Origin of the sequence: Massilia endophytica, from assembly GCF_021165955.1 — a bacterium.
In the GTDB taxonomy this organism is placed as follows: Bacteria; Pseudomonadota; Gammaproteobacteria; order Burkholderiales; family Burkholderiaceae_D; genus Rugamonas; species Rugamonas endophytica.
Map to the genome: position 1 here is coordinate 890,145 of NZ_CP088952.1, position 22,717 is coordinate 912,861.

At 64.9% G+C, this 22,717-nt stretch carries 23 protein-coding genes; 14 read left to right on the top strand and 9 right to left on the bottom strand.

The genetic code is table 11. The features are described from left to right. Positions 1 to 11 precede the first annotated feature (11 nt). The 4 genes from LSQ66_RS04080 (at position 12) to LSQ66_RS04095 (ending at position 2,159) form a co-directional block, all read left to right on the top strand. Complete coding sequence (locus LSQ66_RS04080) at positions 12 to 488, top strand: type II secretion system protein (protein ID WP_231770047.1); 477 nt, start codon at positions 12 to 14, stop codon at positions 486 to 488. Then, positions 482 to 862 (top strand): type II secretion system protein, encoded by a 381-nt coding sequence (locus LSQ66_RS04085; RefSeq protein WP_231768537.1) that lies wholly within the window; start codon positions 482 to 484, stop codon positions 860 to 862. The genes LSQ66_RS04080 and LSQ66_RS04085 overlap by 7 nt, the downstream gene beginning before the upstream one ends. Continuing rightward, complete coding sequence (locus tag LSQ66_RS04090; protein WP_231768538.1) at positions 828 to 1,535, top strand: type II secretion system protein; 708 nt, start codon at positions 828 to 830, stop codon at positions 1,533 to 1,535. Before LSQ66_RS04085 ends, LSQ66_RS04090 begins: the two co-directional genes overlap by 35 nt. Positions 1,536 to 1,685: 150 nt before the next feature. After that, on the top strand, positions 1,686 to 2,159 hold the full coding sequence (locus LSQ66_RS04095) for an FxDxF family PEP-CTERM protein (protein ID WP_231768539.1): 474 nt from the start codon (positions 1,686 to 1,688) through the stop codon (positions 2,157 to 2,159). A 46-nt stretch (positions 2,160 to 2,205) separates the two neighbouring features. On the opposite strand, the gene murJ is transcribed toward LSQ66_RS04095, so the two are convergent. Beyond that, the gene (gene murJ, locus LSQ66_RS04100) at positions 2,206 to 3,756 is read right to left on the bottom strand and encodes a murein biosynthesis integral membrane protein MurJ (protein ID WP_231768540.1); all 1,551 of its coding nucleotides are present in this window, start codon (positions 3,754 to 3,756) and stop codon (positions 2,206 to 2,208) included. A gap of 213 nt (positions 3,757 to 3,969) precedes the next feature. Here murJ and rpsT point away from each other — a divergent pair, with 213 nt between their 5' ends. Further along, the gene (rpsT, locus tag LSQ66_RS04105; protein WP_231768541.1) at positions 3,970 to 4,236 is read left to right on the top strand and encodes a 30S ribosomal protein S20; all 267 of its coding nucleotides are present in this window, start codon (positions 3,970 to 3,972) and stop codon (positions 4,234 to 4,236) included. 88 nt (positions 4,237 to 4,324) lie between these two features. On the opposite strand, the gene LSQ66_RS04110 is transcribed toward rpsT, so the two are convergent. Beyond that, positions 4,325 to 4,762 carry a DUF192 domain-containing protein gene (locus LSQ66_RS04110; protein WP_231768542.1) on the bottom strand — a complete coding sequence of 146 codons (438 nt, stop codon included), beginning with the start codon at positions 4,760 to 4,762 and terminating at the stop codon, positions 4,325 to 4,327. Between the two features lie 33 nt (positions 4,763 to 4,795). Beyond that, on the bottom strand, positions 4,796 to 5,356 hold the full coding sequence (locus LSQ66_RS04115) for a pseudouridine synthase (RefSeq protein ID WP_231768543.1): 561 nt from the start codon (positions 5,354 to 5,356) through the stop codon (positions 4,796 to 4,798). Positions 5,357 to 5,485: 129 nt separating this feature from the next. Between LSQ66_RS04115 and icd the strand changes: the two genes are divergently transcribed. The 3 genes from icd (at position 5,486) to LSQ66_RS04130 (ending at position 8,634) form a co-directional block, all read left to right on the top strand. Next, entirely contained in the window at positions 5,486 to 6,739 is a 1,254-nt protein-coding gene (gene icd / locus LSQ66_RS04120) for an NADP-dependent isocitrate dehydrogenase (protein ID WP_231768544.1), read from the top strand. A 139-nt stretch (positions 6,740 to 6,878) separates the two neighbouring features. Further along, the gene (locus LSQ66_RS04125) at positions 6,879 to 7,283 is read left to right on the top strand and encodes an STY0301 family protein (protein ID WP_231768545.1); all 405 of its coding nucleotides are present in this window, start codon (positions 6,879 to 6,881) and stop codon (positions 7,281 to 7,283) included. An 82-nt stretch (positions 7,284 to 7,365) separates the two neighbouring features. Further along, complete coding sequence (locus LSQ66_RS04130; RefSeq protein WP_231768546.1) at positions 7,366 to 8,634, top strand: DUF4214 domain-containing protein; 1,269 nt, start codon at positions 7,366 to 7,368, stop codon at positions 8,632 to 8,634. A gap of 52 nt (positions 8,635 to 8,686) precedes the next feature. Here the strand turns inward: LSQ66_RS04130 and cspE are convergent, their stop codons facing one another. Then, positions 8,687 to 8,890 (bottom strand): transcription antiterminator/RNA stability regulator CspE, encoded by a 204-nt coding sequence (gene cspE, locus LSQ66_RS04135; protein WP_107141363.1) that lies wholly within the window; start codon positions 8,888 to 8,890, stop codon positions 8,687 to 8,689. Positions 8,891 to 9,222: 332 nt separating this feature from the next. Between cspE and clpS the strand changes: the two genes are divergently transcribed. Then, positions 9,223 to 9,525, top strand: coding sequence for an ATP-dependent Clp protease adapter ClpS (gene clpS / locus LSQ66_RS04140; protein WP_231768547.1), 303 nt, complete (start codon positions 9,223 to 9,225; stop codon positions 9,523 to 9,525). Further along, entirely contained in the window at positions 9,522 to 11,825 is a 2,304-nt protein-coding gene (gene clpA, locus LSQ66_RS04145) for an ATP-dependent Clp protease ATP-binding subunit ClpA (protein ID WP_231768548.1), read from the top strand. Before clpS ends, clpA begins: the two co-directional genes overlap by 4 nt. A 40-nt stretch (positions 11,826 to 11,865) precedes the next feature. Here clpA and LSQ66_RS04150 read toward each other — a convergent pair whose 3' ends face one another. From LSQ66_RS04150 to prpR, 5 genes are all read right to left on the bottom strand, one after another. Further along, the gene (locus LSQ66_RS04150; protein ID WP_231768549.1) at positions 11,866 to 12,588 is read right to left on the bottom strand and encodes a LytR/AlgR family response regulator transcription factor; all 723 of its coding nucleotides are present in this window, start codon (positions 12,586 to 12,588) and stop codon (positions 11,866 to 11,868) included. Continuing rightward, entirely contained in the window at positions 12,585 to 13,616 is a 1,032-nt protein-coding gene (locus LSQ66_RS04155) for a sensor histidine kinase (RefSeq protein ID WP_231768550.1), read from the bottom strand. The genes LSQ66_RS04150 and LSQ66_RS04155 overlap by 4 nt, the downstream gene beginning before the upstream one ends. Before the next feature lie 7 nt (positions 13,617 to 13,623). Next, positions 13,624 to 14,481 carry an alpha/beta fold hydrolase gene (locus LSQ66_RS04160; protein WP_231768551.1) on the bottom strand — a complete coding sequence of 286 codons (858 nt, stop codon included), beginning with the start codon at positions 14,479 to 14,481 and terminating at the stop codon, positions 13,624 to 13,626. A gap of 93 nt (positions 14,482 to 14,574) precedes the next feature. Then, a complete protein-coding gene (locus LSQ66_RS04165; RefSeq protein ID WP_231768552.1) occupies positions 14,575 to 15,057 on the bottom strand; it encodes a DUF6328 family protein in 483 nt (160 codons plus the stop codon). A 64-nt stretch (positions 15,058 to 15,121) separates the two neighbouring features. Next, a complete protein-coding gene (prpR, locus tag LSQ66_RS04170; RefSeq protein WP_231768553.1) occupies positions 15,122 to 16,717 on the bottom strand; it encodes a propionate catabolism operon regulatory protein PrpR in 1,596 nt (531 codons plus the stop codon). A 156-nt stretch (positions 16,718 to 16,873) separates the two neighbouring features. Here prpR and prpB point away from each other — a divergent pair, with 156 nt between their 5' ends. From prpB to prpF, 4 genes are read left to right on the top strand one after another with little or no spacing between them, the layout of a single operon-like run. Continuing rightward, the gene (gene prpB / locus LSQ66_RS04175) at positions 16,874 to 17,761 is read left to right on the top strand and encodes a methylisocitrate lyase (RefSeq protein ID WP_231768554.1); all 888 of its coding nucleotides are present in this window, start codon (positions 16,874 to 16,876) and stop codon (positions 17,759 to 17,761) included. Between the two features lie 13 nt (positions 17,762 to 17,774). Continuing rightward, positions 17,775 to 18,926, top strand: a complete 1,152-nt coding sequence (prpC, locus tag LSQ66_RS04180; protein ID WP_231768555.1) for a bifunctional 2-methylcitrate synthase/citrate synthase — start codon at positions 17,775 to 17,777, stop codon at positions 18,924 to 18,926. Next, positions 18,926 to 21,526, top strand: coding sequence for a Fe/S-dependent 2-methylisocitrate dehydratase AcnD (gene acnD / locus LSQ66_RS04185; RefSeq protein ID WP_231768556.1), 2,601 nt, complete (start codon positions 18,926 to 18,928; stop codon positions 21,524 to 21,526). The genes prpC and acnD overlap by 1 nt, the downstream gene beginning before the upstream one ends. After that, positions 21,523 to 22,713 (top strand): 2-methylaconitate cis-trans isomerase PrpF, encoded by a 1,191-nt coding sequence (gene prpF / locus LSQ66_RS04190; RefSeq protein ID WP_231768557.1) that lies wholly within the window; start codon positions 21,523 to 21,525, stop codon positions 22,711 to 22,713. Before acnD ends, prpF begins: the two co-directional genes overlap by 4 nt. Positions 22,714 to 22,717: the final 4 nt, after the last annotated feature.

Genomic DNA, 22,717 nt, shown 5'->3' on the forward strand with positions numbered 1-22,717 from the left:
GCCAGGCCATGATGCAGGCGCGGCGCCGCGGTTTCACCCTGATCGAGCTGCTGGTCACGCTGGCCATTCTGGGCGTGCTGGGAGCGATGGTGATTCCGGTCGCCCAGACCACGATCCAGCGCCGCAACGAGGCGGCGCTGCGCGAGGCCCTGCACGATATCCGCAAGGGCCTGGACGCCCACAAGAAAGCCTGGGACGAGGGCCGCATCGAGAAAACCCTGGGCAGCACCGGCTATCCCAAGACGCTGGAGACCCTGGTGGAGGGCGTGCCAGACCTGCGCCACCCGAAGAAGGCCAAGATCTACTTCATGCGCCGCATTCCGCGCGACCCCATGAACAGCAACAGCGAGCTGACGGACGCGCAGACATGGGGCAAGCGCAGCTACGCCAGCGAGCCGGACGAGCCGCGCGAAGGCGAGGACGTCTATGACGTGTATTCCACCTCCGAACAGGCGGGCCTGAACGGCGTGCCCTACCGAAAATGGTAAACAAGAAGGCCAGGGGCTTCACCCTGATCGAACTGCTGGTGGTGCTGGGCATCGTGGCCCTGCTGCTGACGCTCGCCGTGCCGCGCTTTTTCCCCAGCGTGGACCGCAGCAAGGAGACAGTGCTGGCCGAGAACCTGCGCAGCACCCGCGCCACCATCGACCAGTTCTACGGCGACACCGGCGCCTACCCGGAGTCGCTGGAGGAACTGGTGGAGAAGAAGTATCTGCGCGCCGTGCCTGTCGATCCGATCACCGAGCGCAGCGACAGCTGGCTGCTGGTGCCCCCGGAGCAGCCCGCGCGCGGCAACGTGGCCGACATCAAGAGCGGAGCCCCCGGCAATGACCGCAACGGCAAACCCTACGCCGAGTGGTAGGCGGGCCGCGGGCTTCACTTATGTGAGCCTGATCGTCCTGGTGGCCATCATCGGCCTGGTGACGGCGGCGACCCTGCGCCTGGGCGTCGCCATGCGCCGCGCCGCCGCCGAACAGGCCCTGCTCGACATCGGCGAGCAGTTCAGCGACGCCCTGAAAAGCTACGCGGCGGCCACCCCGCCCGGACAGCCGCAACAGCCGCCCACGCTCAAGGAGCTCCTGAAGGACCCCCGCTTTCCCGGCACCCGCCGCCACCTGCGCAAGATCTTCGTCGATCCCATGACGGGCAAGGCGGAGTGGGGCATCGTCTACCTGGGCGACAAGGTGGGCGTGGTCGCCATCTACAGCCTCAGCCAGGCCAGGGCGATCAAGGTGGCGAACTTTCCGACCCGTTTCCAGGCCTTCGAAGGCAAGGAATATGTCGCCGACTGGAAGTTCACGCGCGACGGCCAGCCGCCTTTGCCTCCCAAGTCCGGCCCGGGCCAGCCGGCCGTGCCGCCGCCCCCGGCGCCCACGCCGATGACGGGCGCGCCCTTGCCGCCGCCCGCGCAGGACCCCGATGCGCCGCCCCCGCCGCCGCCCCGCGCACCTGAACCGGAGAGCTCCCCGGCGCCGGAAACGGAGCCCGTCCCGGCCTCCGAACCGGTGGAAAATGTCGAGCAGGAAAAGAAATAGGGCAGAGCTCGCTGTTTGTTACAAAAAAAGCAGCAAAAATAATATTTTTATATCGTGCGCACTGGACGGGCGATAGAAAAATGATATTATTTTTCTCAGCAATTGATTGATCACCGAACAGCGACCAACTACTCTCCTAAGGACAAGCTCATGAAACTGAAATTCGCAGTTGCAGGCCTGCTGGCCGCCGCCTCCTTCTCCGCTTTCGCTGACGACCAGAACGTCGCCCTGAGCATCGGCGCCGACAACTTCTTCAACAGCGCTGGCCAGACCGAAGTGCTGTCCGGCGGCCTGGACGTGATCACCTTCGATGGCCTGGACGCAGGCGTGTACAACATCGTGGTGACCCTGTCCGGTCAGAACCTGACCTTCGACGCCGCTCAGTCCAACCTGAACGGCGTAACCGGTGAAGCTTTCGGCTCCGGCAAGCTGAAATTCTGGGGCATCGACACCACCGGCATGTCGCCGTTCACCCTGGAGCTGTATGGCACTGCCATGGCAGGCGCCAAGTACAGCGGTGAAGTGACCGTGATGGCTGTTCCAGAACCAGAAACCTATGGCATGCTGATCGGCGGCCTGGGCATCCTGGGCTTCCTGGCACGCCGCAAAGCAAAGAAGGCGTAATTAAGCTTTTGGTTTCATGAAGAGGGCCCGCGAAAGCGGGCTTTCTTCATTTGGCGAGCCGTTTGAAGTCGCGCAGGCGGAAGCCCAGCGCGAGCAGCACGCCGAAGTAGACGATGGCGCAGCCGCCGATCACCAGCAGCAGGGCGCCCACGCGCAGCAGGGGCAGGGCGCGCAGGGCGATCCAGTCGAACTGGGCGGAGGCGAACCAGCCCGCCGCTCCCATCAGCCCCGCCGCCACGACCAGCTTGGCGAGGAATTTGCCCCAGCCTGGCTGGGGCTGGTAGATGCCGCGCCGGCGCAGCCCGGCGAACAGGAAGCCCGCGTTCAGGCAGGCCGCCAGCCCGATCGACAGGGCCAGGCCCGCCACGGCGAAGAAGGGCACGAAGAGAAGGTTCATCAGCTGCGTCGCCGCCATCACGCCCAGGGCGATGCGCACCGGCGTGCGGATGTCCTGCTTGGCATAGAAGGCGGGCGCCAGGGTCTTCACGAGGATGATGCCCGTCAGCCCCACGGCATAGGCCACCAGCGGCCCGGCCGAATTGGCCACGTCGCGCGCCGTGAACAGGCCGTAGTGGAAGAGCGTGGCGATCAGGGGCACGGCCGTGACGGCGATGCCCACGGCGGCCGGAATGGCCAGCAGCAGTGTCAGGCGCAGGCCCCAGTCCAGCAGGGCGGAATATTCCGCATGGTCGCCTTCCACGCTGGCCTTGGACAGGCTGGGCAGCAGGATGGTGCCCAGGGCCACGCCCAGCAGGGCGGTCGGCAGCTCCATCAGGCGGTCCGCATAGGTGAGCCAGGACACGCTGCCTTCGGCCAGCCGGGCCGCGATGCCCGTATTGATGATGAGGCTGATCTGGGTGGCCGAGACTGCCAGCACGGCGGGCGCCATCTTCTTCAGCACGCGCCGCACGCCCGGATCGCGCAGGCCGCCCACGGGGTTGATGGACAGGCGTGGCAGCATGCCGATCTTCACCAGCGCGGGGATCTGGATCGCCACCTGCAGCAGGCCGCCCACCAGCACGGCAATGGCCTGGGCGTAGATGGGCTGTTCCAGCCAGGGCGAGAGGAAGAGGATGCCCGCGATCAGGGACAGGTTCAGCAGCACCGGCGTGAAGGCGGGCACCTTGAACTGGCGCCAGGTATTCAGCACGCCGCCGGACAGGGCCACGAAGGACATGCAGGCGATATAGGGGAACATCAGGCGCGTCATCCACACCGTGGCGTCGAAAGCCTCGGGGTTGCGCGCCTCGCTGCCCGCAATCAGCCAGATGAAGAGGGGCGCCGCCACAATGCCCAGCACGCTCACGAAGAGGGTGGCCCAGACCAGGGTGTTGGCCACATGGTCGGCCAGGGACTTGGTCGCTGCCTCGCCCTGCCGCGTCTTGTACTCGGCCAGGATGGGCACGAAGGCCTGGGAGAAGGCGCCTTCGGCGAACAGGCGGCGCAGCAGGTTGGGCAGGCGGAAGGCGATATTGAAGGCATCCGTATAGGCGCCGGCGCCGAAGGCGCGCGCGAACAGGGTGTCGCGCAGCAGGCCGGTGATCCGCGACAGCATGGTCATGCTGGAGATGGCGGCGAGGGTTCTGAGCAGGTTCATGGGCGCTGATTATAGCCGGGCCGCCACGCCCCAAGCTGTTACAAAGGCAATATTTCGGGAGAACGGATTGCTGTGTGCGGAAAAGTTCGTTATAATTTAAGGCTGTACAGAATTCAGTAACGCGGACAGAGCCTCTGGCAGCAGACTGAAACGCACCGGTTTGGCAAACGCTTCTGTTTGCAAACGAACTTTGACAACGATTTAGGAAATTCCATGGCAAATACCGCACAAGCGCGCAAACGCGCTCGTCAAGCAGTCAAGCAAAACGCACACAACTCCGCCCAGCGTTCGACCCTGCGCACCGCCATCAAGGCTGCCCGCAAGGCGATCCAGGCTGGCGACAAAGCTGCTGCGACCCAGATCTTCCAGGCTTCCGTGTCGACCATCGACTCGATCGCCGACAAAAAGATCATCCACAAGAACAAGGCCGCTCGCCACAAGAGCCGTCTGGCAGCTGCCCTGAAGGCACTGTCCGCCTAAGTTCGTGGACGGCGGCAGTCGCCGCCAAACAGGTGCACAGAAATAACCCGCATGGCGCAGCCATAGCGGGTTTTTCGCTTTGTCCGGCCTACTTTTTCGGCAGCCGGGCGATGCTCATGCCCGGTTTGATGTTCTTGTGCCTGAACCAGCCGAGGTTCATCTCCAGCGCGTAGAGCACGGGCTTGCCCTTGGCCGAGCAGTGGCTGTCCAGGGTCTGGGGCTGCATGTCCTCGATATTGACGATCTTCCCGTCCGCGTCGATAAAGGCCACGGAGAGGGGAATGAGGGTGTTCTTCATCCACATGCACTGGCGGGACGGGCTGTCGAACACAAATACCATGCCCGCATTGGGCGCCATCTGTTCGCGGAACATCAGCCCCTGTTCCCGCTGCGGGCCCGTGGCCGCCACCTCCGCCTGGATCAGGTTGACCCCCGCCGAGAGGGTGGTGCTGCCGAACTGGGCGTTCTGCGCCTGGGCCGCCGCGGCGGCCAGCGCCGCCACTATATAGAAGAGGGACTTTTTCATGGCTGGGATTAAGCCATGGGCCCGCGAGGAGCGTCAAGCGCGCAGTTCGGCGGGGTCGACCTCCATCCAGTCCCCCGGCATCAGGGGATGGGTTGCCAGGGAAATGGCGCCGATGGCGCTGCGCACCAGGCGCAGGGTGGGCAGGCCGACGGCCGCCGTCATGCGCCGCACCTGGCGGTTCTTGCCTTCCTGCAGCGTGATGGCCAGCCAGGCGGTGGGCTTGTCCACCCGCACCCGGATGGGCGGGTTGCGCGGCCACAGCCACTCCGGCGCGGCGATGCGCACGGCCGTGCAGGGCTTGGTGACAAAGTCGCCCAGGTCGAGCGGGGCCTGGAGCTTCGCCAGGGCCTCATCCGTCGCCACGCCATCCACCTGCACCAGGTACTGCTTGGCCTCCTTGCGGTCCGGATGGGCGATGGCGTGCTGGAGCTTGCCGTCGTCCGTCAGCAGCAGCAGTCCCTCGCTGTCGGCGTCCAGGCGCCCGGCAGGGTAGACGTTCGGAATCTTCACGTAGTCGGCCAGCGTTTCGCGTTCCGGCTGGGGAGAAAACTGGCACAATACGCCGAATGGCTTGTTCAATAAGATCAGGGACATCCCCGGATTGTACTGGCAATGCCGCTGAAAGATGGCGCCCAGTGAAATACTGGTGCATAATGTGGAATTCGCGTCTTATGTCTTATAGAAGACTGGGCCGCAAAAGAATCACTCACTTCGGAGAACACGATGTACCAACATATCAAAGTACCAGCGGACGGCCAGAAAATCACCGTCAACGCCGATTATTCCCTGACCGTGCCTGACACCCCGATCATTCCATTCCTGGAAGGCGACGGTACGGGCGTGGACATCACTCCGGTGATGATCAAGGTGGTGGACGCCGCCGTGGCCAAGGCCTACAACGGCAAGCGCAAGATCAGCTGGATGGAGATCTACGCCGGCGAAAAATCGACCAAGGTCTACGGCCCGGACGTGTGGCTGCCTTCGGAAACGCTGGACGTGCTGAAAGACTATGTTGTGTCCATCAAGGGTCCCCTGACCACCCCGGTCGGCGGTGGCATCCGTTCCCTGAACGTGGCCCTGCGCCAGGAACTGGACCTGTACGTCTGCCTGCGCCCCGTGCGCTACTTCGCCGGCGTGCCATCGCCCGTGCGCGAGCCTGAGAAGACCGACATGGTCATCTTCCGCGAAAATTCGGAAGACATCTACGCCGGCATCGAGTACCAGGAAGGCAGCGACAGCGTCAAGAAGCTGATCGACTTCCTGGTCAAGGAAATGGGCGTGAAGAAGATCCGCTTCCCGGAAACCTCGGGCATCGGCATCAAGCCTGTGTCGCGCGAAGGCACCGAGCGCCTGGTGCGCAAGGCCATCCAGTACGCCATCGACAACGACAAGCCTTCCGTGACCATCGTCCACAAGGGCAACATCATGAAGTACACCGAAGGCGGCTTCCGTGACTGGGCCTATGCCCTGGCACAGAAGGAATTCGGCGCCGAGCTGATCGACGGCGGCCCATGGTGCAAGTTCAAGAATCCGAAGACAGGCAAGGAAATCATCGTCAAGGATTCCATCGCCGACGCCTTCCTGCAGCAGATCCTGCTGCGTCCGGCGGAATACAGCGTGATCGCCACCCTGAACCTGAACGGCGACTACATCTCCGACGCGCTGGCGGCGCAAGTGGGCGGCATCGGCATCGCGCCGGGCGCCAACCTGTCCGACTCCGTGGCCATGTTCGAAGCCACCCACGGCACCGCGCCGAAGTACGCAGGCAAGGACTACGTGAACCCCGGTTCCCTGATCCTGTCGGCCGAAATGATGCTGCGCCACATGGGCTGGACCGAAGCGGCCGACCTGATCATCTCTTCGATGGAAAAAGCCATCACCTCGAAGAAAGTGACCTACGACTTCGCCCGCCTGATGGAAGGCGCGACCCAGGTGTCGTGCTCCGGCTTCGGCGACGTGATGATCGAGCAGATGTAATTGCTGCGGCGGCCGGGCGCGCCCGGCCTGCTGGCCAAACCCCGCGCTCCGTGAGGACGCGGGGTTTTTCTTTGGCTTGAGCGGGCACAATGCAGGGACCGGCTGGCCGCGCCACCATCTGGGGAGGAGGTGGTTTGCCATGCGTGTCGCGCTCTGCTTAGCTCTCGGCATCGCCGGTCCGGCGGCTGCGGCGCCAAGCTGCCTGCCGGACCTGCCGCCGGCCGCAATCCAGGTCGGCCCGCCGGGCGGCTGGACGCCGTATGTGGCGCGCGCCCTGCGCCTGCAGTCGGTGAGCGTGCTGGAAGGCCCGCCCGCGGAAATGGCGGTGCTCAAGCAGGATGCCAGCCGCAGGGTGTCGGGCGGGCGCATCGACATCTGGCGCAACCTGAACAGCGCACGCGAACCCAAATGGCTCGCCTGCAACTACGGCGCGGCCAACGAGGTCATGCTGGCCCGGCCCCTGGCCGCGAGCACCCGCAGCTGCCGCGTCACCTACCGCCAGCTGCGCGGCCGCCCGACCGCCATCGACATCGCCTGCGACTAAGCTGGTGATAGCCGTCACATAGTTCCATTTTTTGCAATGCTACGATGCGGCTCTTGCAAAATAGCAAAGGACTATCATGCATATGCACCATCCGAGACTGGCCTTGCTGGCCGCCGCCGCAGCCACGCTGCTGTCCGCCTGCGGGGGCGGCACGCCGGAAACCCAGGCGCCGCCGAGCGCGGCGATGCCCGCCCAGCGCAGTGCCGCCGCCCTGGCGCAGCAGGGGCTGACCGCGAAAGACTACGAGCCGCTGATCCAGAGCATGTATCTGGCCTACTTCGGCAGGCCCGCCGAGTTCCTCGGCCTGCCCTATTGGACGCAAAAGTTCGCCGAGCGCGGGCTGCCCTCCACTGTGGACGGCATGCTCGCGGCCTACGAAGGCAACGCCGAAGTGCGCGCCATGATGGACCAGTTCGCGAACAGCGAGGAATCGCAGTCGCTCTATGTCGGCAACAACCGCGCCTTCATCAACGCCGTCTACCTGAACATCTTCAACCGCAACGCGGAGAGCGCCGGGCTGGCGCACTGGGCGGCGAAGATCGACCAGGGGCAGATGAGCCGGGGCCGCGCCGTGCTCACCATCCTGCAGGGAGCGCAGGGCGGGGACCTGGCCATGGCCGCCCTCAAGCTGCGCTTTGCCGCGCAGTTCACGGCCTCCCTCGACGTCACTGCGGAGATCCTCGCCTACACGGGCGACAATATGAACGAGGCGGCCCGCACCCTCCTGTCCACGCTCACGGCCAATGCCGATCCTGCTGCTTTCCAGGCCATGATCGACGACTTCCTCGCGCGCATGACCCAGGTGCCGGGGCCTTTCCCCCTGGTCAGCCGCTACCTGGGCTACCAGTACCAGGCCGATCCTCGCGCGGGGCCTGCCTATTCCGCGCGCTACATCATCGAGCAGTACGGCGTGCTGCTCGCGCCGGAACGCCGGGGCACGCTGGTGTTCGGCGAGGCGCCCGAGCAGGTGAGCTGGACGCGCAGCGCGGGCAATGCCCCCGTGTACGGCGCTCCCATGACGTCCAGCGTCGGCATACCGGCGTCCTATTTCCTGCCGACGCTGACCATGCTGTGCCGCCCGCCCGCGGGGAAGCCCGGCGCCGCGGCGGTGGCCACCGATATCGTGGTGAGCCGCCTGGCTTCGCAAGCCGCACAGGCCGACCTGATGAAGGCAGGCCTGAGCGTCTACCGCGAGCACTGCAAGGCCGCCCAGCCGCGCACGGCCCTGGCCGATGTGCTGAAACAGGACCGGCTGCAAGGCTACAGCTATCAGGTCGCGGACGGCAGCCGCCGCTACCTGCTGGTGGTGCAGGCCGCGCCTGGTGTGCTGGGGCTCTGGTCGCAGGAGTAGGGACGAAAAAAAACCCCGCCGCGGCGGGGTTTCTTCACATCGGGGGGACAGATTAGCTGGCCTGGATGTTGGAAGCTTGCTTGCCTTTCGGGCCTTGCGTGACTTCGAACTGCACCTTTTGACCTTCTTTCAGGGTCTTGAAGCCGTTCATGTTGATTGCGGAGAAGTGTGCGAACAAATCCTCGCCGCCATCATCAGGAGTGATGAAGCCAAAACCTTTGGAGTCATTGAACCACTTAACGGTACCTGTTGCCATAAAAAGAACTTTCAATTAAAAACGGATCACACGAGCCATAAAAGCAAGAAGCTTCCTGCCCCCTCCTCGACAACTCACTTCTTACCAACGTGTACATTGCTGCACCCAGTCGATATCGCATTGTTGGCGGAACAATTTTTAATGTCAAGCGGTTTCAAGCAGCAATAGTAAGTTTTATGCAACACGCTGCCGGAGGGCAAATCGGCCCCTTGATTTTGCGGTCCAGGACCGCCATCTGCGGCTGGTCGGGAAAACGCGTAAGATGAGAACAAGTGGAAACGCCCCTCTAAATGGGCGTTGCATCTATCACGAAAGCATTAGAATATAAGCGTATGGCAACCAAGCACGATACAGACACCGTCCTGGAGCGACAGACGCTGAAACCGCCCCCCATGTACCAGGTGGCGTTGCTAAATGACGACTACACCCCGATGGAATTCGTGGTCGCGATCATTCAGGAGTATTTCAATAAGGATCGGGAAACGGCCACGCAGATTATGTTGAGTGTTCACCGCTACGGCAAGGGCGTGTGCGGTGTGTTCTCGAAAGATATAGCTTCGACAAAAGTGGAGTTCGTTTTAACGCATGCGCGCAAGGCAGGGCACCCCCTGCAGTGCGTGATGGAGGAAGTATGATTGCGCAGGAATTGGAAGTAAGTTTGCACATGGCGTTTGTCGAAGCACGGCAGGCACGGCATGAATTCATCACGGTTGAGCACTTGCTGCTGGCGCTGCTGGACAATCCTTCGGCCGCCGAAGTGTTGCGTGCCTGCGCGGTCAATATTGAAGATCTGCGCAAGACTCTCACCAACTTCATCGGCGACAACACTCCCACCGTGCCCGGCACCGGCGAGGTGGACACCCAGCCCACCCTCGGCTTCCAGCGCGTGATCCAGCGCGCCATCATGCACGTGCAGTCGGCCTCGAACGGCAAGAAGGAAGTGACGGGCGCGAACGTGCTGGTCGCCATCTTCGGCGAGAAGGACTCGCACGCTGTTTACTATCTGCACCAGCAGGGCGTGACCCGCCTGGATGTGGTGAACTTCATCTCCCACGGCGTGCGCAAGGACCAGTCCTCGGACGCCGCCAAGGCCTCGGAAGGCGTGGAAGAGGGCGGCCCGAGCGAAGGCGGCCAGCAGAAGGAAAGCCCGCTGGACCAGTTCACCCAGAACCTCAACAAGTCCGCCGCCGAAGGCAAGATCGACCCGCTCATCGGCCGCGAGGACGAAGTGGACCGCGTGATCCAGGTGCTGTGCCGCCGCCGCAAGAACAATCCGCTGCTGGTGGGTGAAGCGGGCGTGGGCAAGACCGCCATCGCCGAAGGCCTGGCCTACCGCATTACCCAGAACGATGTTCCCGAGATTCTGCAGAACGCCGTCGTCTATTCGCTGGACATGGGCGCGCTGCTGGCGGGCACCAAGTACCGCGGCGACTTCGAGCAGCGCCTGAAGGCCGTGCTCAAGCAGCTCAAGGACAATCCGAACGGCATTCTCTTCATCGACGAGATCCACACCATCATCGGCGCCGGTTCGGCCTCGGGCGGTACGCTGGACGCGTCCAACCTGCTCAAGCCTGCCCTGGCGAACGGCCAGCTGAAATGCATCGGCGCCACCACCTTCACCGAGTTCCGCGGCGTGTTCGAGAAGGACCATGCCCTGTCCCGCCGCTTCCAGAAAGTGGACGTGAACGAGCCGACCGTGGAGCAGACCGTGCAGATCCTGCGCGGCCTGAAGTCGCGCTTCGAAGAGCACCATGGCGTGAAGTATTCGTCCTCGGCGCTGTCGACGGCGGCCGAACTGGCGGCCCGCTTCATCAACGACCGCCACCTGCCGGACAAGGCCATCGACGTGATCGACGAGGCGGGCGCCGCCCAGCGCATCCTGCCCAAGTCCAAGCAGAAGAAGACCATCGGCAAGACCGAGATCGAGGAGATCATCTCCAAGATTGCGCGCATTCCTCCGCAAACGGTCAACCAGGACGACCGCAGCAAGCTGCAGACCATCGACCGCGACCTGCGCAACGTGGTCTTCGGCCAGGACCCCGCCATCGAGGCCCTGGCGTCGGCCATCAAGATGTCGCGCGCCGGCCTGGGCAAGCAGGACAAGCCGATCGGCTCCTTCCTCTTCTCCGGTCCCACCGGCGTGGGCAAGACCGAGGTGGCCAAGCAGCTGGCTTTCATCCTGGGCATCGAGCTGATCCGCTTCGACATGTCCGAGTACATGGAGCGCCATGCCGTGTCGCGCCTGATCGGCGCGCCGCCGGGCTACGTGGGCTTTGACCAGGGCGGCCTGCTGACGGAAGCCATCACCAAGAAGCCGCACGCCGTGCTGCTGCTGGACGAGATCGAGAAGGCGCATCCGGATATCTTCAACATCCTGCTGCAGGTGATGGACCATGGCACGCTGACGGACAACAACGGCCGCAAGGCGGACTTCCGCAACGTGATCATCATCATGACGACCAACGCAGGCGCGGAAGCGCTGCAGAAGGCGCCGATCGGTTTCACCAACACCAAGGAAACCGGCGACGAAATGGCCGACCTGAAGCGCATGTTCACGCCGGAGTTCCGCAACCGCATCGACGCGATCATCAGCTTCCGTGCGCTGGACGAAGAAATCATCCTGCGCGTGGTGGACAAGTTCCTCATGCAGCTGGAAGAGCAGCTGCACGAGAAGAAGGTGGAGGCCGTGTTCAGCGAGAAGCTGCGCAAGTTCCTCGCCAAGAAAGGCTTCGATCCACTCATGGGCGCCCGCCCGATGTCGCGCCTGATCCAGGACATGATCCGCAAGGCCCTGGCCGACGAGCTGCTGTTCGGCCGCCTGGTCGCCGGCGGCAAGGTGACGGTGGACCTGGACGACAACGACCAGATCAAGCTGGACTTCCCGGAACCCGACTCGGCCCCGCTGCCGCCGCCCGAAACGGTGGAAGTGGAGTAAGCCGGAAAAAAGCCGCTCGACCGAGCGGCTTTTTTTTGCCTCAGAGCGCGGCGAACTGGCGGAATTCGACCGCCCGCCTGCGCGACACCTCCACGCGCAGGCCGCCGGCCAGGGACAGTTCGAGCCCGCCCGCCTGATTGGGGGCGACCTGCTGCACCGCGTCCAGGTTCACGATGTGCTGGCGGCTCACGCGGAAGAAGCGCTCGGGCGCGAGCTTCTGCTCCATCTGGTTCAGGGAGCGCAGCATGAGCGGCTTGTTCTCGCCGAAATAGATGCGGGTGTAGTTGCCTTCCGATTCGAACAGGCGGATATCGCCGTAGTCCACGAACCAGCAGCGTTCCCCGTCCTTGATGAAAAGCTTCTGCGGCGCGGGCAGGGCAGGAGCGCTTGCAGCGGCGCCGCGCGCGAGCTGCAGCCGGAAGGCGGCGCGTTCCAGCGCGGCCGCCAGCCGTTTCGCCTGGATGGGCTTCTGCAGGTAGTCCAGCGCATTGACCTCGAAAGCCTGCAGGGCGTAGCGGTCGAAGGCTGTCGTGAAGATGACTTCGGGCGTGGCGTCCAGCGCCTCCAGCATGTCGAAGCCGCTGCCGCCGGGCATCTGCACATCGAGCAGCAGCAGATCAGGGCGCAGGCTCGCCACCTGCTGCACCGCCTCCGCCGCGTTGGCCGCTTCGCCCACGATTTCCACTTCGGGATGCGCCGCGAGCAGGCGGCGCAGCTCGGCGCGGGCCAGCCTTTCGTCGTCCACCAGCAGCACACGCATCATGCGGGCACCTGCAGGGTAGCGCGCACCCAGCCGTCCGTCTCGCGCAGGTCCAGGCTCGCCTCGCTGCCCATCGAGAGGGCAAGGCGCTTGCGGGTGTTCGTCAGGCCAACCTGGGTGGAGTTCGTGAAGGGCACGATGGCGCCCACGTTGGCGATTTCGATCACCGCCTTGCCGGCTTCGCGCCGCGCGCCAATGCGGATATCGCTGCCCGTCGCGCTCATCTCCACGCCGTACTTCACGGCGTTCTCCACCAGCGTTTGCAGCGACATGGGGGGGATCTTCACTTCCTCCACGTCCGAATCGATAGCGATCTGCACGCGCAGCCTCTCCTCGAAGCGGATCTTCTCGATATCGAGATAGGCTTCCACCGCTTCCAGCTCGGCGCGCAGCGGCACAGTGTCCGCCTGGCCGGATTGCAGGGCATAGCGCATCAGGCCTGCCAGCTGGTCGATCATGCGCGCCGCCGACTCGGGGTTCTCGTAGATCAGGGCGCGCACGCTGTTCATGCTGTTGAAGAAGAAGTGCGGGTTGACCTGGGCCTGCAGGGCGCGCAGTTCGACGTCCTTCGCGTGCAGCTCCAGGCGCAAGGCTTCAGCTTCGGCGCGAGTGGCGCGGCGCAGGGTGAGCACGGCGAGGTAGATGATGGTCCAGGTGAGGTAGACGCCGAACCAGAACAGCAGGGCATTCGGCGCCCAGCTCCAGCCGCGGATGCCCCCGAAGGGGCGGAAGATGGCGTAGCCCGCCGTCATGGCCGCGGTCTGCGCGAAGGCCAGAACGATGATTCCGGCCAGCAGCACCGGCCAGCCGGTGCGCCGCAGGCGCGCCGCGCGCCGCTTCAGGAAGCGCCGCCACAGCTCGGAGAACAGCATCCCCGTCGCCAGACCCCACAGGCATACCGCCACGAACAGCATCGAGAGGTGGCCCATGATGCCGTAGGAAAGAATGAAGAGCGACACCCCGCCCCAGCCTGCGAACTGACAGACCAGATACCAGTTGAGGCGGGCGAACAGAGGGCGGGCTGCGGTCATGCGGATCTCATTTCAGGAATTGATCCACGCGATCATACATCCACGCGGGGTCGTCGAACATGATGAAGTGGCGGGCGTTTTCCGCGATCGCAATCTGCACGCCCTTGAGCTGGGCGTACTGGCCGCGGTACACCGCCTCGATGGCCGGCAGCGGCGCGAACTGCTTGTAGCCCGCATAAGCGCCGAGCACCAGGGTTGGCGCGCTGATGCGGGCGATATCCTGCCGCATGTCGTCAGCCGTCATTTCATACATGGCGTTGGCCACGGCCTTGCGGTCGGAGATGCGGCCCCAGCCCACTACGCGCTCGATATCGGCCGGGCTGCTCACCATGCTCGTCGCTGTGCGCTGGAGACCTGCCGCGTAGGCCGCATCGTCCTGGCTCAGGAGACGGTCGCGCGTGCTGGCGGCCACCTGCGCCATCTGTTCGCGCGTAATGGTCGGCAGCTGGGTGGCTGCCAGGGCGGGCAGGGAATCGACGATCACCAGCTTGCCCACCTTGTCCGGATGGTCGGCCGCCAGCTTCATGCCGAGGAAGCCGCCGAGGCTGTGGCCAATAATGACGGGCTTCCCGAGCTTGTTCGTTTCGATGTATTCCGCAATCTCCTTTTCGGCCGTGGCCAGCAGGGGACCGTCCATGGCTGGCTGCCCGGCGAAGCCCGCCAGGGTAAGCACGTGGCATTGGCGCGGCCCGCAGAGGTGTTCGGTGGTGCCTTTCCACACTTCGCCGGACGATGCAAGTCCGGGGATCAGGATGACGGCAGGGCCTTTGCCCGTGACTTCAGCCTTGAAGGCGGTGGCGGCATGGGCGGGCAGGGCGGCGGCGAAGGCCAGGGTGGCCAGGGTCGATACGAAAGTACGTTTCATGTAATGTTTCCTCCTTGGGAAGCATCTTCGCTTCGCGGGAGGCTGGCGGCCAGCGCGCTGTGACGAGCGGCGGAAAATCGTGACGAGCGGCGCTCAGGCCCCGGCGTCCGTCGCGCCGCGGCCCTGCCGGTGGCGCGAGTAGAGGGGATAGGCAAACCAGAGGGCGATCAGCAGGATGAAAGCCGCGGATCCGCTCATGGCGCTGACTGCCATGGCATCCGTCACTGCATGCACCACCACGAAGATATCGAGCGAGAGCGCGGCGGCGAGGGGCGCGAGCGCATAGCAGATGCTGCGCGAGGAAACCTTGATGGCGTGGCGCGACACGCAGCCCGGCTCCGCCAGCCTGTGGTAGGCGGCGGGCATCATGATGAGCGCGATGGCGATCACCACGAAGCCCAGGGCGGCCACGTGGCAGTCCTGAACGTACATGGGCAGGTCCTTGAAGCGCTCGTTGAACACGGCAATGGCCTGGAAGCCGAACAGCGCCTGGATACCCGGCAGCACCATCCGGGCTTCCTCGACGATGCGGCCCATCTCTTCCTTCAGTGTTTCCTTTTCCGCTTGTTCTTGCATGGTCCCGCTTCCAATAGCCGATGCGGACCATTCTAGTGTCGGCAACCGTGCGGCGGCGCGCCGTTCAGCCTTCCTCGGCGCGCAGGCGGCGCCAGAGCGTGGTGCGGCTGATGCCCAGATACTCGGCTGCGGCATCGCGCCGTCCCCCGAAGCGCGCCAGCACGTCCGCCACGCGCTCGGGCTGTCCCGCTGGAGGCGGCGGCAGGCCGTTCGCCAGCTCCGGCGCCACCGCTGACAGGAAGGCGGGCGTGAGCGCCTGCAGGGGCTCGGCGGCGAGGAAGAGGGCCACGCGTTCGGCGAGGTTGCGCAGTTCGCGCACATTGCCAGACCAGCTGTAGCGCAGCAGCATGGGCGCGCAGGCCGCGAGCTCCGCATGCAGGTTCGGGTGGGCCCGGGCGCCGAGTCCGGCCAGGGCATTGCGCAGCGCCCATTCCGTCAGCGGCAGTACGTCGTCCAGGCGTTCGCGCAGGGGCGGCAGCGCCAGGCGCAGCACGGCAAGGCGGTAGAACAGGTCGGCGCGGAAGCGACCCTCACGCACGCGCTGCTCCAGGTTGCAGTGGGTCGCGCTGATGATGCGCACATTGACGGGAATGGGCCGCGTGCCGCCAACGCGCACCACCTCGCGCTCTTCCAGCACGCGCAGCAGGCGCGTTTGCAGCGCCAGCGGCATTTCGCCGATCTCGTCGAGGAAGAGGGTGCCCCGGTTGGCGGCCTCGAACAGGCCCGCGTGGCCGCCGCGCCGCGCGCCGGTGAAGGCGCCTTCCTCGTGGCCGAACAGTTCAGACTCCAGCAGCGATTCCGCGATGGCGCCGCAGTTCACTGCCACGAAAGGCCGGTTGGCGCCCAGGGCGCGCGGGCTTTCGCGGTGAATGGCCTGGGCCACCAGCTCCTTGCCGCTCCCTGTTTCGCCCTGGATCAGCACCGTGGCGGCGGACTTCGCGTACAGCACCACAGCCTGGCGCACCTTTTCCATGGCGGGCGATTCGCCGCGCAGGTCTGCGAGACCGTGCCTGGCCTTGAGCGTATCCGCGACGGCGCTGCCGCGCGCGTGGTGCCGGTTTGCTTCCAGCTGCGCGAGCCGCGCCATTTCGAGGGCGTCGTCGAAGGCCTGGCGGATCGAGGCGGCCGAATAGACGAACACTCCCGTGAGGCCGGCCTCCTCTGCCAGGTCGGTGATGAGGCCAGCGCCCACGATGGCCTTGATGCCCTGCGCCTTCAAGTCGTTGATCTGGGCGCGCGCATCCTCCTCCGTCACGTAGCTGCGCTGCACGATGGGTACGTCGAAGGTGGCGGCGAATTCCGCGAGCTCCGGCAAGGGCTCCTGGTAGGTCACCACGCCGATGCGGTCCGACAGGCGGCGGGCGCGGGCCAGTGCCTGCATGAAATCGAATCCGCTGGCCTTGGCCACCACCACGGGCACGGACAGGCGGCCCTTGAGGTAGGCGGCGTTCGAGCCCGCCGAAATCACGGCGTCGCAGCGTTCCGTGGCGAGGCGTTCGCGCAGGTGGCGCGCAGCTTCGTCGAAACCGAGGTTGATCGGTTCGATGGTGGCCAGCGCGTCGTATTCCAGCGTGATGTCGCGGAACAGTTCGGACAGGCGGGAGACCGAGACGGTCCAGATGACCGGCTTTTCGTCTGAGGGTGGGGCAGTTGCGCGCATGTTTCAATTATAATGCACATGATGTTTCATGGTGAAACGTTGAAACATCGCAAAGGACTCATGCGGCAATGCAAGTGCCTGATTTTACGCATGTTTCATCTCTGGCACGGCGCTTGCAGTACTGAGCGCAACTTAACGTTGCACTGAAAGGACACCATGAGCCAACATTCCGCCGGCGCCGCCTTCCGCAAAGCCGTCCAAGAAGAGTCGCCGCTGCAGGTGGTGGGCGCCATCAACGCCAACCACGCCCTGCTGGCCAAACGCGCCGGTTTCCGCGCCATTTATCTTTCCGGCGGCGGCGTCGCCGCAGGTTCCCTGGGCCTGCCCGACCTGGGCATCTCCAACCTGGACGACGTGCTGACCGACGTGCGCCGCATCACCGACGTGTGCGACGTGCCCCTGCTGGTGGACGTGGACACCGGCTTTGGCGCATCGGCCTTCAACGTGGCCCGCACCGTCAAGTCCATGATCAAGTTCGGCGCCGCCGCCATGCACATCGAGGACCAGGTGGGCGCCAAGCGCTGCGGCCACCGTCCCGGCAAGGAGATCGTCAGCAAGACCGAAATGGTGGACCGCATCAAGGCCGCCGTGGACGCACGCACGGACGAGAACTTCGTGATCATGGCCCGCACCGACGCGCTGGCCGTGGAAGGCATCGACGCCGCCATCGAGCGCGCCGGGGCCTGCGTGGAAGCGGGCGCGGACATGATCTTCCCGGAAGCGATGACCGAGCTGTCCATGTACAAGCAGTTCGCCAATGCCGTGAAGGTGCCTATTCTGGCCAACATCACCGAGTTCGGCTCCACGCCGCTCTTTACCGTCGAAGAGCTGAAGTCGGCCGACGTGGGCCTCGTGCTCTACCCGCTGTCGGCCTTCCGCGCCATGAACAAGGCCGCGGAAAACGTCTACGGCGCCATCCGCCGCGACGGCACGCAGAAGGCCGTGCTGGACACCATGCAGACCCGCGCCGAACTCTATGAGCGCATCAACTACCACGATTTCGAACAGAAGCTGGATGCCCTGTTCGCCGCACAGAAAAAATAAGGAGACATCGAACATGACCGAACAAGCAGCAGGCTTCAAGCCGAAAAAATCCGTCGCCCTGTCCGGCGTGGCCGCCGGTAATACCGCCCTGTGCTCCGTGGGCAAGACCGGCAACGACCTGCACTACCGCGGCTACGACATCCTGGACGTCGCCGACTCCTGCGAATTCGAAGAGATCGCCTTCCTGCTGGTGCACGGCAAGCTGCCGACCGTGGCGGAACTGAAGGGCTACAAGGCCAAGCTGAAATCGCTGCGCGGCCTGCCGCAGGCCGTGAAGTCCGCGCTCGAAGCCCTGCCAGCAGGCGCGCACCCGATGGACGTGATGCGCACCGGCGTTTCCGTGCTGGGCTGCGCCCTGCCGGAGAAGGACGACCACAATATCGCCGGCGCGCGCGACATTGCCGACCGCCTCATGGCTTCCTTCGGCTCCATGCTGCTGTACTGGTATCACTTCAGCCACAACGGCAAGCGCATCGACGTGGAAACGGACGACGACTCCATCGGCGGCCACTTCCTGCACCTGCTGCACGGCGTGAAGCCGCCCGAAAGCTGGGTCAAGGCCATGCACACGTCGCTCATCCTGTACGCCGAGCACGAGTTCAATGCCTCCACCTTCACCAGCCGCGTGATCGCGGGCACCGGTTCCGACATCCACTCGGCCATCACCGGCGCCATCGGCGCGCTGCGCGGTCCGAAGCACGGCGGCGCGAACGAAGTGGCGCTGGACATCCAGAAGCGCTACGAGAACGCCGATGAAGCCGAGGCGGACATCCGCAACCGCGTGGCCAACAAGGAGGTCGTGATCGGCTTCGGCCACCCCGTCTACACCATTTCCGACCCGCGCAACAAGGTGATCAAGGAAGTGGCCCGCTCGCTGTCGCAGGAAGCCGGTTCGATGAAGATGTTCGACATCGCCGAGCGCCTGGAAAGCGTGATGTGGGAAGTGAAGAAGATGTTCCCCAACCTGGACTGGTTCTCCGCCGTGTCCTACCACATGATGGGCGTGCCGACCGCCATGTTCACGCCGCTGTTCGTCATTTCGCGCACCTCCGGCTGGGCCGCGCACATCATCGAGCAGCGCATCGACAACAAGATCATTCGCCCGAGCGCGAACTACGTGGGTCCTGAAGACCTGAAGTTCGTGCCGATCAAGGAACGCAAGTAATGAACACTGGATACCGCAAGCCCCTGCCGGGCACGCAGCTGGATTACTTCGACGCGCGTGCCGCCGTCGAAAGCATCCAGCCCGGCGCGTACGACAAGCTGCCCTACACCTCGCGTGTGCTGGCCGAGAACATCGTGCGCCGCTGCGACCCGATGATGGTCGGCGACTCGCTGCGCCAGCTCATCGAGCGCAAGCGCGACCTCGATTTCCCCTGGTTCCCGGCCCGCGTGGTCTGCCACGACATCCTGGGCCAGACGGCGCTGGTGGACCTGGCTGGCCTGCGCGACGCCATTGCGGAGCAGGGCGGCGATCCCGCCCTCGTCAATCCCGTGGTGCCGACCCAGCTTGTGGTGGACCACTCGCTGGCCGTGGAATGCGGCGGCTTCGATCCCGATGCCTTCGACAAGAACCGCGCCATCGAGGACCGCCGCAACGAAGACCGCTTCCACTTCATCGACTGGACCAAGAAGGCCTTCCGCAACGTGGACGTGATCCCTCCGGGGAACGGCATCCTGCACCAGATCAACCTGGAGCGCATGTCGCCCGTGGTGCAGGTGCTGGATGGCGTGGCCTTCCCGGACACGCTGGTGGGCACCGACTCGCACACCCCCATGGTCGACGCGCTGGGCGTGATCGCCATCGGCGTGGGCGGCCTCGAAGCGGAAACCGTGATGCTGGGCCGCGCATCCTGGATGCGCCTGCCGGATATCGTCGGCGTCGAGCTCACGGGCAAGCCGCAGCCGGGCATCACGGCCACGGACATCGTGCTGGCGCTGACCGAATTCCTGCGCAAGGAGAAGGTGGTGTCGGCCTACCTGGAGTTCTATGGCGAAGGCGCCTCCCGCCTGACCCTGGGCGACCGCGCCACCATCTCCAACATGGCGCCGGAGTTCGGCGCCACCGCGGCCATGTTCTCCATCGACGAGCAGACCATCAAGTACCTGAAGCTGACGGGCCGCGACGACGAGCTGGTGAAGCTGGTGGAGCTCTACGCGAAGGAAACCGGCCTGTGGTCGGACAGCCTGAAGAATGCCGAGTATGAACGTGTGCTGAGTTTCGACCTGTCCACGGTGGTGCGCAACATCGCCGGTCCATCGAACCCGCACAAGCGCGTGCCGACCTCCGAGCTGGCCGCGCGCGGCATCAGCGGCAAGGTGGAGAACGAGCCGGGCCTGATGCCGGACGGCGCGGTGATCATTGCCGCCATCACCAGCTGCACCAACACCAACAACCCGCGCAACATGATCGCGGCGGGCCTGCTGGCCCGTAACGCCAACAAGGCCGGGCTGCTGCGCAAGTCCTGGGTAAAAAGCTCGCTGGCGCCCGGTTCCAAGGCCGTGACACTGTACCTGGAAGAAGCGGGCCTGCTGCCCGAGCTGGAGAAGCTGGGCTTCGGCGTGGTCGCCTATGCCTGCACCTCCTGCAATGGCATGTCCGGCGCGCTCGATCCCGCCATCCAGAAAGAGATCGTGGACCGCGACCTGTACGCGACCGCCGTCCTCTCCGGCAACCGCAACTTCGACGGACGCATCCACCCCTACGCCAAGCAGGCCTTCCTGGCTTCGCCGCCGCTGGTGGTGGCCTACGCCATCGCGGGCACCATCCGTTTCGATATCGAGAAGGACGTGCTGGGTACGGACGCCCAGGGCAAGCCCGTCACCCTGAAGGACATCTGGCCGAGCGACGAAGAGATCGACGCCATCGTGGCCGCCAGCGTAAAGCCCGACCACTTCCGCAAGGTCTACATTCCCATGTTCGCCCGCCAGGAAGACGACGGGGCGAGCGTGAGCCCGCTGTACGACTGGCGCCCGCAGAGCACCTACATCCGCCGTCCGCCGTACTGGGAAGGCGCGCTGGCAGGCGTGCGCACCCTGCAGGGCATGCGTCCGCTCGCCGTCCTGGGCGACAACATCACTACCGACCACCTGTCTCCGTCCAACGCCATCATGCTGGACAGCGCTGCTGGAGAGTACCTGGCGAAAATGGGCCTGCCCGAGGAGGACTTCAATTCCTACGCAACCCACCGCGGCGACCACCTCACCGCGCAGCGCGCCACCTTCGCCAACCCCACGCTGAAGAACGAAATGGTGCTGGGTGAAGACGGCAAGGTGAAGGCCGGTTCCCTGGCCCGCATCGAGCCCGAAGGCAAAGTGACCCGCATGTGGGAAGCCATCGAGACCTACATGGAACGCAAGCAGCCGCTGATCGTGATCGCTGGCGCAGACTATGGCCAGGGTTCCTCGCGCGACTGGGCCGCCAAGGGCGTGCGCCTGGCGGGCGTGGAAGCCATCGTCGCCGAGGGCTTCGAGCGTATCCACCGCACGAACCTGGTGGGTATGGGCGTGCTGCCTCTGGAATTCAAGCCCGGCATCAACCGCCTTACGCTGGGCATCGACGGCAGCGAGACCTACGATGTGCTGGGCGAGCGCACTCCGCGCGCCACGCTCACCCTCGTCATCCACCGCAAGAACGGCGAAGATGTGTCGGTGCCCGTCACCTGCCGCCTGGATACGGCGGAAGAAGTGGCGATCTATGAAGCGGGCGGCGTGCTGCAGCGCTTCGCCCAGGACTTCCTGGCCAGCACGGCGAAGGCGGCATGATGGGCCAGATCCGTATTCCCGCCACCTATATGCGCGGCGGCACCAGCAAGGGCGTTTTCTTCCGGCTGCAGGACCTGCCGGAAGCGGCGCAGGCGCCGGGCCCCGTGCGCGATGCGCTTCTCCTGCGCGTGATCGGCAGCCCCGACCCCTACGGCAAGCAGATCGACGGCATGGGCGGCGCCACCTCGAGCACCAGCAAGACGGTGATTCTCTCGCCCAGCAAGCGGCCGGACCATGATGTGGACTACCTGTTCGGCCAGGTCTCCATCGACAAGCCTTTCGTGGACTGGAGCGGCAATTGCGGCAATCTGTCCGCCGCGGTGGGCGCCTTCGCCATCGCCAGCGGCATGGTCGACGCATCGCGCCTGCCGCAGAACGGCATGGCCGTGGTGCGCATCTGGCAGGCCAATATTGGCAAGACCATCATCTCGCACGTGCCCATTACCAATGGCGCGGTACAGGAGACCGGCGATTTCGAGCTGGATGGCGTGACCTTCCCGGCCGCCGAAGTGCAGCTCGAGTTCATGGACCCCGCGGCGGAAGAGGAGGGGGCTGGCGGCGCCATGTTCCCGACCGGGAACCTGGTGGACGACCTGGAAGTGCCGGGCATCGGCACCCTGAAGGCGACCATGATCAATGCCGGCATTCCCACCATCTTCGTCAATGCGGACGCCATCGGCTACAACGGCACGGAACTGCAGGATGCGATCAACGGCGACAGCAAGGCGCTGGCCATGTTCGAGATCATCCGCGCCTACGGCGCCGTGCGTATGGGCCTGATCGGCAATATTGACGAAGCGGCCACGCGCCAGCACACGCCCAAGGTGGCCTTCGTGGCGCCGCCCACAGGCTACACCGCTTCCAGCGGCAAGCAGGTGGCGGCGCAGGATATCGACCTGCTGGTGCGCGCCCTCTCCATGGGCAAGCTGCATCACGCCATGATGGGGACGGCGGCCGTGGCCATCGGCACGGCCGCCGCCATTCCGGGCACGCTGGTCAACCTGGCGGCCGGCGGCGGAGAGCGGCAGGCGGTGCGCTTCGGCCATCCCTCCGGCACGCTGCGCGTAGGCGCGGAAGCGAAGCTGGAAAACGGCCAGTGGAGCGTGACAAAAGCCATCATGAGCCGCAGCGCGCGCGTGCTGATGGAAGGCTGGGTGAGGGTGCCGCAAGAGGTCCTTGAACGCTGATTTG

What these genes read in the sequence shown, in the direction of transcription:
- acnD (WP_231768556.1), top strand. Translation starts at nt 18,926, where the DNA reads ATGAACACTGGATACCGCAAGCCCCTGCCGGGCACGCAGCTGGATTAC.
- LSQ66_RS04085 (WP_231768537.1), top strand. Translation starts at nt 482, where the DNA reads ATGGTAAACAAGAAGGCCAGGGGCTTCACCCTGATCGAACTGCTGGTG.
- clpA (WP_231768548.1), top strand. Translation starts at nt 9,522, where the DNA reads ATGATTGCGCAGGAATTGGAAGTAAGTTTGCACATGGCGTTTGTCGAA.
- icd (WP_231768544.1), top strand. Translation starts at nt 5,486, where the DNA reads ATGTACCAACATATCAAAGTACCAGCGGACGGCCAGAAAATCACCGTC.
- murJ (WP_231768540.1), bottom strand. Translation starts at nt 3,756, where the DNA reads ATGAACCTGCTCAGAACCCTCGCCGCCATCTCCAGCATGACCATGCTG.
- LSQ66_RS04155 (WP_231768550.1), bottom strand. Translation starts at nt 13,616, where the DNA reads ATGACCGCAGCCCGCCCTCTGTTCGCCCGCCTCAACTGGTATCTGGTC.
- prpB (WP_231768554.1), top strand. Translation starts at nt 16,874, where the DNA reads ATGAGCCAACATTCCGCCGGCGCCGCCTTCCGCAAAGCCGTCCAAGAA.
- LSQ66_RS04165 (WP_231768552.1), bottom strand. Translation starts at nt 15,057, where the DNA reads ATGCAAGAACAAGCGGAAAAGGAAACACTGAAGGAAGAGATGGGCCGC.
- cspE (WP_107141363.1), bottom strand. Translation starts at nt 8,890, where the DNA reads ATGGCAACAGGTACCGTTAAGTGGTTCAATGACTCCAAAGGTTTTGGC.
- LSQ66_RS04080 (WP_231770047.1), top strand. Translation starts at nt 12, where the DNA reads ATGCAGGCGCGGCGCCGCGGTTTCACCCTGATCGAGCTGCTGGTCACG.
- prpF (WP_231768557.1), top strand. Translation starts at nt 21,523, where the DNA reads ATGATGGGCCAGATCCGTATTCCCGCCACCTATATGCGCGGCGGCACC.
- LSQ66_RS04160 (WP_231768551.1), bottom strand. Translation starts at nt 14,481, where the DNA reads ATGAAACGTACTTTCGTATCGACCCTGGCCACCCTGGCCTTCGCCGCC.
- LSQ66_RS04125 (WP_231768545.1), top strand. Translation starts at nt 6,879, where the DNA reads ATGCGTGTCGCGCTCTGCTTAGCTCTCGGCATCGCCGGTCCGGCGGCT.
- rpsT (WP_231768541.1), top strand. Translation starts at nt 3,970, where the DNA reads ATGGCAAATACCGCACAAGCGCGCAAACGCGCTCGTCAAGCAGTCAAG.
- LSQ66_RS04130 (WP_231768546.1), top strand. Translation starts at nt 7,366, where the DNA reads ATGCACCATCCGAGACTGGCCTTGCTGGCCGCCGCCGCAGCCACGCTG.
- LSQ66_RS04090 (WP_231768538.1), top strand. Translation starts at nt 828, where the DNA reads ATGACCGCAACGGCAAACCCTACGCCGAGTGGTAGGCGGGCCGCGGGC.
- prpR (WP_231768553.1), bottom strand. Translation starts at nt 16,717, where the DNA reads ATGCGCGCAACTGCCCCACCCTCAGACGAAAAGCCGGTCATCTGGACC.
- clpS (WP_231768547.1), top strand. Translation starts at nt 9,223, where the DNA reads ATGGCAACCAAGCACGATACAGACACCGTCCTGGAGCGACAGACGCTG.
- prpC (WP_231768555.1), top strand. Translation starts at nt 17,775, where the DNA reads ATGACCGAACAAGCAGCAGGCTTCAAGCCGAAAAAATCCGTCGCCCTG.
- LSQ66_RS04095 (WP_231768539.1), top strand. Translation starts at nt 1,686, where the DNA reads ATGAAACTGAAATTCGCAGTTGCAGGCCTGCTGGCCGCCGCCTCCTTC.
- LSQ66_RS04115 (WP_231768543.1), bottom strand. Translation starts at nt 5,356, where the DNA reads ATGTCCCTGATCTTATTGAACAAGCCATTCGGCGTATTGTGCCAGTTT.
- LSQ66_RS04150 (WP_231768549.1), bottom strand. Translation starts at nt 12,588, where the DNA reads ATGATGCGTGTGCTGCTGGTGGACGACGAAAGGCTGGCCCGCGCCGAG.
- LSQ66_RS04110 (WP_231768542.1), bottom strand. Translation starts at nt 4,762, where the DNA reads ATGAAAAAGTCCCTCTTCTATATAGTGGCGGCGCTGGCCGCCGCGGCG.